The following is a 6,631-nucleotide window of genomic DNA, read 5'->3' on the forward strand; positions in this document are numbered from 1 at the left end:
GGGCGTGCCATGCTGTCGGTCGCAACCGTCCGCTCCGCCAAAGGCGCCGCCGGCTATTTCGCCGCCGATAACTACTACTCGCCCGGTGAAGCGGAGACATCGGGCGAGTGGTTCGGCAAGGGCGCGGAGGCGCTCGGGCTCACTGGGGCTGTCGACAAGGAGACGTTCGAAGCGCTGCTGAAGGGCAGCCTTCCCGATGGCTCGCAGGTCGGCACTCCCGAGCGGCACCGCGCGGGCATTGATCTCACCTTCTCGTTGCCGAAGAGCTGGTCGCTGCTCGCGCTGGTCGGTGGCGACCGGCGCATCCTCCACGCCTATCGCGCCGCGGTGAAGGAAACGCTCGGCTGGGCCGAGCGCAATGCCGCCGAGACCCGGATGGAGGTCAAGGGCAAGGAGAAGGTGGTCGCCACTGGCAACCTGATCGTCGCTCTGTTCGAGCACGACACCAGCCGGGAACAGGAGCCGCAGGCCCACCTCCATGCGATCGTCGCAAACGCCACCCAAGGGCCGGATGGCAAGTGGCGCGCGCTCCACAACGACAAGCTCTGGTCCTTGAACACCCTGTTCAACGCGCTGACGATGGCGAGCTTCCGCGACAAGGTGGAGGCGCTCGGTTACGCCGTTGGCGACCGCGGCAAGCATGGAAACTTCGAAGCCGAGGGCATCGGCCGCAACCTAATCATGGCGTTCAGCACGCGACGCCAGCAGATCCTCGCCAAGGTCGCCGAGATGGCGCAGAAGACCCCGGAGGCATTCGCCGCCGCGACGCTGATGACGCGGTCCAGGAAGGCGCCCGTTGCCGACCGTGAGGCGCTTTATGATGGCTGGCGGGAGAGCGCCCGAGCAGTCGGTCTCGACCTTCCGGAACTGATCGAGCAAGCCCGCGCTCGGGGGGCCGCGCCGTCGCCGTGGGAGCGTCTGGCACAGGCTGCAGGTGCCGCGACGACACGCGGTCGCGAGCTCGTCAGCGCGTTGGCCGATCGGCTCGGCCTAGCCAGGTCCGATCCTTATCTGCCCCGCAACATTGGGGCCAAAGGTCCGGCCGAGGTCGCCGCCGCGCACGCAGTGGCCTCTGCGCTGCGTCACCTGGAGCAGCGCGAGGCCGCCTTCAAGACGACTGACATCTACAAGGCTGCGCTGGATACGGGCCTGCCCACTAAGATCGACCAGATCAAGGTGCGTGTGGCTGCGCTCGCGCGAGCGGGCCAGCTCGTCCCCGGCACCGGACGCGCCGAGGACATGATGACGACGGCACAAGGCCTTGCAGTCGAGCGACGGATCCTCTCGGCCGTCGATGCAGGGCGCGGCGCCGGCGCGAGCTTCCTGCCTCTCGGCGACGCAGGTGCAACTCTGCGGGACAATGCGCAGACCAACTCGGGCATCATGCTCAACCCGGGTCAGGAGGCTGCAGGCGTCCTCCTGCTGTCCTCCACCGATCGCATCATCGCGGTCCAGGGCGTCGCCGGCGCTGGCAAGAGCAGCATGCTGGCGCCCGCCGCCAGACTGATCGAGGAGAGCGGCAAAAAGGTGCTGGGGCTCGCCGTTCAAAACACGCTAGTCCAGATGCTCGAACGCGAGACCGGCATTCGGTCGATGACCGTCGCCCGGTTCCTGCGAGCCAACGCGCCGCTCCTCGGCGAGCGCCCAGACCCAGGCGCGCTGACCGGGGCGCGGGCGACGTTCGGCGGCACCGCCATCCTCGTCGATGAGGCCTCGATGCTGTCAAACGCCGATCAACTGAAGCTGGTCGAACTCGCCAATCTGCTCGGCGTCGGGCGGATGGCCTTCGTCGGTGACGCGCGGCAGCTCGGGGCGGTCGATGCAGGCAAACCCTTCTCGGTCATGCAGCAGGCCGGCGCCGCCACCGCGCACATGCCGCAGAACATCCGCGCGCGCGGCGAGGCGGTGAAAGCTGCTGCGGCAGCGGCGCAGATCGGCAATGTCGAAAAGGCCATGACGGCGCTGGAGCCATTCACGGTTGAAGCACCCGGACGGGGTGCGGAGGAAGCAGCCGAACGGTGGCTGGCGCTTGGGCCGGATGAACGATCACGCACCGCCATCTATGCGTCGGGGCGACGGTTGCGCGGTGACATTAACCGCGCGGTTCAGGAAGGCTTGCTGGCGCGCAGGGAGATCGGTCCGGCGAGCCTCGACCTTACGGTACTGGAGCGGGTTAATCTCACCAATGAGGAACTACGCTACGCCCAGAATTATGCTCCCGGCATGGTGCTCGATGTGGCGGAACGAAGCGATGGAGTTCGGCTGGCTAAAGGTCGCGCTGAGGTCGTGGCGGTCGACCCGACGGCGGGCACGGTCCGGGTCCGCGGCGCCGATGCAAAGGAGCGGACGTTCCGGCCTGATCGGCTCAGACCCACGCGCGATACCGGGCTGCAGTTGTACGAGCGCAAGGATCTCACGATCCATGAGCGCGATCGCATTCGCTGGACCGCGAGTGATCATAAGCGCGGGCTGTTCAACGCCGACCGAGCACAGATCGTCGGGATCGATAGTGGCGTGGTAAGCATCGAAACGTCGCTCGGAGTGAAGCTGGATCTGAAGCGCGACGACCCGATGCTCCAGCGGCTCGACCTCGCCTATGCGCTCAACGCCCACATGGCGCAGGGACTGACGTCCGACGCCGGTATCGCTGTCATGGAAACTCGCGATACCAAGCTCATCAACCAGCAGACCTTCCTGGTCACGGTCACGCGGCTTCGGGATACGCTGACCCTGATCGTTGATCGCGCGGGTGGCCTGCAGCGTCAGCTTGTTCGGAACGCTGGCGGCAAGACCTCGTCACTCGAGACTGCCGGCGGCATCCCTCGCACTGGAGCGCCGAGTGCGGCGAACGAAGGCAAGGATACAGGGGCTGATAAGCCGACCACCAGTCCCGAGAAAGCGCTCGATATCGACACCGGCCGTGGGAAAATCTTCGAGATCGGGATCTGAAAACGAGATGGGATCTAGTCTCCGCTCGGCAGAACAGGTCCGCACTCATCCGAGATATGCATTCTCCCGGTGCCAGCGTAACGCCTCGGAGGACGGCGGATCGAAGCCGGCGATCGGTCGTGCCAGCGTCGTGCCCTGCATTGCATAGTAATGGACGCCGTTGTCGAAGTCGGCCTTCAGACGCTCTGACACGGCAAAGCGAAGCTCGCTATCGAAGGTGACATAGCCTCGATCGAACAGCTTGTGGATGTCCGTTCGCAGCAACAGGCCGTTGGACACGGCGTGCTCGCCTCCCGAGGCGAAAGATCGAATATGAGCCGCATCGAGGATCGGCAGCGTCCGCTCGCCGGACACGGCGCAGCGTCGCCCATAGCCATCGGTAACTGCGAGGCGAAAGGCTCCCTGCCCCAGGCGCCGTCGCATCACCGTCGGCCTACCGAACCGGTCGCCGGTTGAAACCTGAGGTGCGGCTGGCGTCGCGGCTAACCGCTCTTGCACCTCCCGCCATAACGCCAGCCCGTCAGGCTGATCGGTGGAGTAGCCCCGGCCAACAACCGTGTTGGCCGAGAAGTTGGCGGGTGTCGGTATCCAGCGGTCCACGGGCCAAAAGAATGGCTGCGTCAGGATCCTGCACCCAATGACGGGGTCTTCCCGATCTCCAAGCGGTCGCACACGCTTTAGCTTCGCGATTGTGCTGCGCATCTCGCCGAGGCTTTGATTGCCATTCGCTTCGCCGAACGCTTCCCAAGCGAGCGATAGCGGCGCGAGGCTCGCATGCTCGAATACACCGCCGCCTGCGATCGCGTTCCAGGGGGCTTTCAGCTTGAACAGGAACAGGTCGCCAGGCCTCAGCGCCTTGAACTCGCCTGATCCGGACGGCTGCCAGAAGTTCACGTCTGCCGGATGCAGGCTCGCCAGGTGGTCGAACCACGGCTTGTGTGTCACACCGACGAAGATCCCTACCACCGCGAAAACATCGCTCTGGGTAACATCATTGGCAACCCTGTTGCGTCGCGCCGACGCATCGTGGACGCTCCATCGCCATGAACGATCCCGCTCTTCACGACCCTGTGGCGGCCTACGACGCGCAGGCTTCCCGTCTCGCGGCGGAGTATGAACGCGTCGACCAAGTTGCCTACCGGTCTACCTTCTCCGACCTCATCCGGCCTGGCGCCGACCACCTTGCCCTTGATGTCGGCGCGGGGTCGGGACGCGATGCCGCTTGGCTGGCCGCACTGGGCTACGACGTGGTCGCTGTTGAACCCGCAGCCGGCATGCGGACGGAAGCTCGCAAGTTGCACCGCAACGATCGCATCCGGTGGCTCGATGATCGGCTGCCTGGGCTGAACGCCACTCACGCGCTAGCCCTCTCCTTCGACCTGATCCTGCTATCGGGCGTGTGGCAGCACGTCGCGCCTCAAGACAGACACCGCGCGTTCCGTAAACTCGCCACCCTGCTCAAGCCGGGCGGGCTTTTTATCGTCACATTGCGGCAAGGGCCCGCGCCACCCGATCGGCCTATGTACGATGTAACGACTGGTGAGATCGAGGCGCTAGCCCGGAATCATGGTTTGGCGATCGCCCGCGTCGCCCCGGCGGCAGATGCGCTGGGACGACCTGGCGTAGCATGGACCACCCTCGCAATGACCTTGCCCGATGACGGAACAGGAGCGCTGCCGTTGCTGCGGGGCATCGTCCTGAACGATGACAAGTCCTCAACCTACAAGCTCGGTTTGCTGCGGGCGATCGCGAAGATCGCGGACCGGACACCAAGCTTTGGCGTGCCGCACCCCACTGACGATAGCGTCGAAGTGCCGCTTGGTGCCGTAGCGCTAAACTGGGTGCGCATGTATCTGCCGCTCGTACGTTGCGGCTTGCCCCAGATGCCCGGGAACGCCGGCCCGGACGGGCTTGGCTTCGCGAAAGAAGGCTTCCGGGCTCTTCTGGCCGATGGGATAGCGCCCTTGGACCTACGGGTGGGCGCCACCTTTTCCGGTGAGCGCGCCAAGGCCGTGGCTGGCGCGATCGCCGACGCATCGCGGACGATTGCCACCATGCCCGCGAACTTCATCCGCTACCCGAACTCGGAGCAACGCGTGTTTACCGCGGCGACGGCTCGCTCGTCACGTGGTTCGGCAATCGCGCTGGGTGCCGACGCCTTGGGCGCGTTCGGCAGACTCGCCGTTCCCGGACATGTTTGGCGGACGATGCAACGGCTTGGCGTCTGGATCGAACCGGTACTAGCGGCGGAATGGGCGCGCCTCATGCGCGCCTACATGGAACGGCAAGGCAGAAGCACGGTTCCAGGCGAACTTGAGGCGGCCCTGGCCTGGATAGAACCTCGACGTGATGTGTCGGTTGCGCGCGATATAGCAGTCGACAGGCTCCGGCGGGGAGAACGCCTGCACTGCGTTTGGTCGGACCGGCCGCTGTCAGATACGACGCTCGACATCGATCATTGCCTGCCTTGGTCGGCGTGGCCCTGCGGTGACCTCTGGAACCTCATGCCGTCGCACCGAACGCTCAATCAGCGGGAGAAGCGCGATTTCCTGCCCAGTGCGAACGCGCTAGCCGCCGCGCGGACCGCGATTATCACTTGGTGGGACAACGCCTGGATGAGCAATGAAGCGTTAGCTGCTCGGTTCGCGTGCGAAGCCGGGGCCGCGCTGCCCGTCGAGATGACCGCTACCCGCGACGCGATATTCGACGGGCTGACTTGGCGCCGTCTTAGACTCAGGCAGGATCAGCAGCTCACCGAATGGGCAGGACTCCCAATTAACTGATCCAATGTCGTTCACCGTCCCTGGTGAGTAAAGCGTGATGATTGTCTTCCTTAAACATGTTGAACGCTGGAGCCTAAGGTCGGCGCTCTGCCAAGCTTGACCGTGTTCCGGATCCCCTAAGTCGCGATTAGTCGAGGCGTATCCCAAAGCTTCGCTGAAAATGCCTCATCATTCCGATAGCCCACGCGTGCTGACTGTCCCAGTTCCGATCTGCATAGCCAGCCTTCAACGACGCGCGGACGGCGCTTTTTCTTTGGCCGGCCTTTTTCTCCCACAGGAGCGTCTCTCCAACCTCCTCCTCGATAGCGAACCGGTCAGCATGCAGCCTAGCGAGTTTCGTTCCGGCGTCGTCGTCCTCGTTGTTGAGGTTTACTTGGATGCGGTGCCGGGTAACGCTGAGACTGACATGTGATCTCCGGTCGAGCGGCTGCAAGGGCGACCAGTTCCTGCCTGGGCGACGCACGGGAAGTCCGGCAATCTGCGCCTGTTTCGTGAAGGCAGCGAGATAGCGCGTGAGTTCATCGCTCATGCTATCCGATGTCCTCGACGGGCTTCTGAACCGCGCCGGGTTTGTCGGAGGTCCCAACTCCTGAGAGGAAGGGGCTATGACGAGCAAGACGACGAATAAGTTTTCGCCTGAGGTGCGCGCCCGGGCGGTACGGATGGTGCTGGATCACGAGAAGGATCACCCCTCCCGCTGGGCAGCGGTCGTGTCGATCGCGGCGAAGATCGGGTGTGCGGGCCAGACGCTGCACGAGTGGGTGAAGAAGGCTGAGGTCGACAGCGGCACGCGTGCCGGGGTGCCGAGCGATGTCGCCGATCGGATGAAGGCGCTGGAGCGGGAGAACCGCGAGTTGCGCCAGGCCAACGAGATCCTGCGCAAGGCGTCGGCGTATTTT

5 protein-coding genes are annotated in these 6,631 nt (G+C 64.7%); 3 read left to right on the forward strand and 2 right to left on the reverse strand.

Going from position 1 to position 6,631, the window contains the following annotated elements; translation table 11 throughout:
- Positions 1 to 9: 9 nt before the first annotated feature.
- Entirely contained in the window at positions 10 to 2,949 is a 2,940-nt protein-coding gene (mobF, locus tag BM145_RS02395; protein WP_093330724.1) for a MobF family relaxase, read from the forward strand.
- Positions 2,950 to 2,994: 45 nt separating this feature from the next.
- On the opposite strand, the gene BM145_RS02400 is transcribed toward mobF, so the two are convergent.
- Entirely contained in the window at positions 2,995 to 3,915 is a 921-nt protein-coding gene (locus BM145_RS02400; protein WP_093330726.1) for an HNH endonuclease, read from the reverse strand.
- A 77-nt stretch (positions 3,916 to 3,992) separates the two neighbouring features.
- Between BM145_RS02400 and BM145_RS02405 the strand changes: the two genes are divergently transcribed.
- On the forward strand, positions 3,993 to 5,732 hold the full coding sequence (locus tag BM145_RS02405; RefSeq protein ID WP_093330729.1) for a class I SAM-dependent methyltransferase: 1,740 nt from the start codon (positions 3,993 to 3,995) through the stop codon (positions 5,730 to 5,732).
- Between the two features lie 127 nt (positions 5,733 to 5,859).
- On the opposite strand, the gene BM145_RS02410 is transcribed toward BM145_RS02405, so the two are convergent.
- A complete protein-coding gene (locus BM145_RS02410; RefSeq protein ID WP_093330731.1) occupies positions 5,860 to 6,261 on the reverse strand; it encodes a DUF4268 domain-containing protein in 402 nt (133 codons plus the stop codon).
- Between the two features lie 76 nt (positions 6,262 to 6,337).
- Here BM145_RS02410 and BM145_RS02415 point away from each other — a divergent pair.
- A partial coding sequence (locus BM145_RS02415) for a transposase (protein WP_143090075.1) occupies positions 6,338 to 6,631 on the forward strand: 294 nt, incomplete at its 3' end.

Source organism: Sphingomonas rubra (assembly GCF_900115745.1).
In the GTDB taxonomy this organism is placed as follows: domain Bacteria; phylum Pseudomonadota; class Alphaproteobacteria; order Sphingomonadales; family Sphingomonadaceae; genus Sphingomonas; species Sphingomonas rubra.

Bases quoted from the DNA above. Each gene is read 5' to 3' on its own strand.
- mobF (WP_093330724.1), top strand. From the start codon at position 10: ATGCTGTCGGTCGCAACCGTCCGCTCCGCCAAAGGCGCCGCCGGCTAT.
- BM145_RS02410 (WP_093330731.1), bottom strand. From the start codon at position 6,261: ATGAGCGATGAACTCACGCGCTATCTCGCTGCCTTCACGAAACAGGCG.
- BM145_RS02405 (WP_093330729.1), top strand. From the start codon at position 3,993: ATGAACGATCCCGCTCTTCACGACCCTGTGGCGGCCTACGACGCGCAG.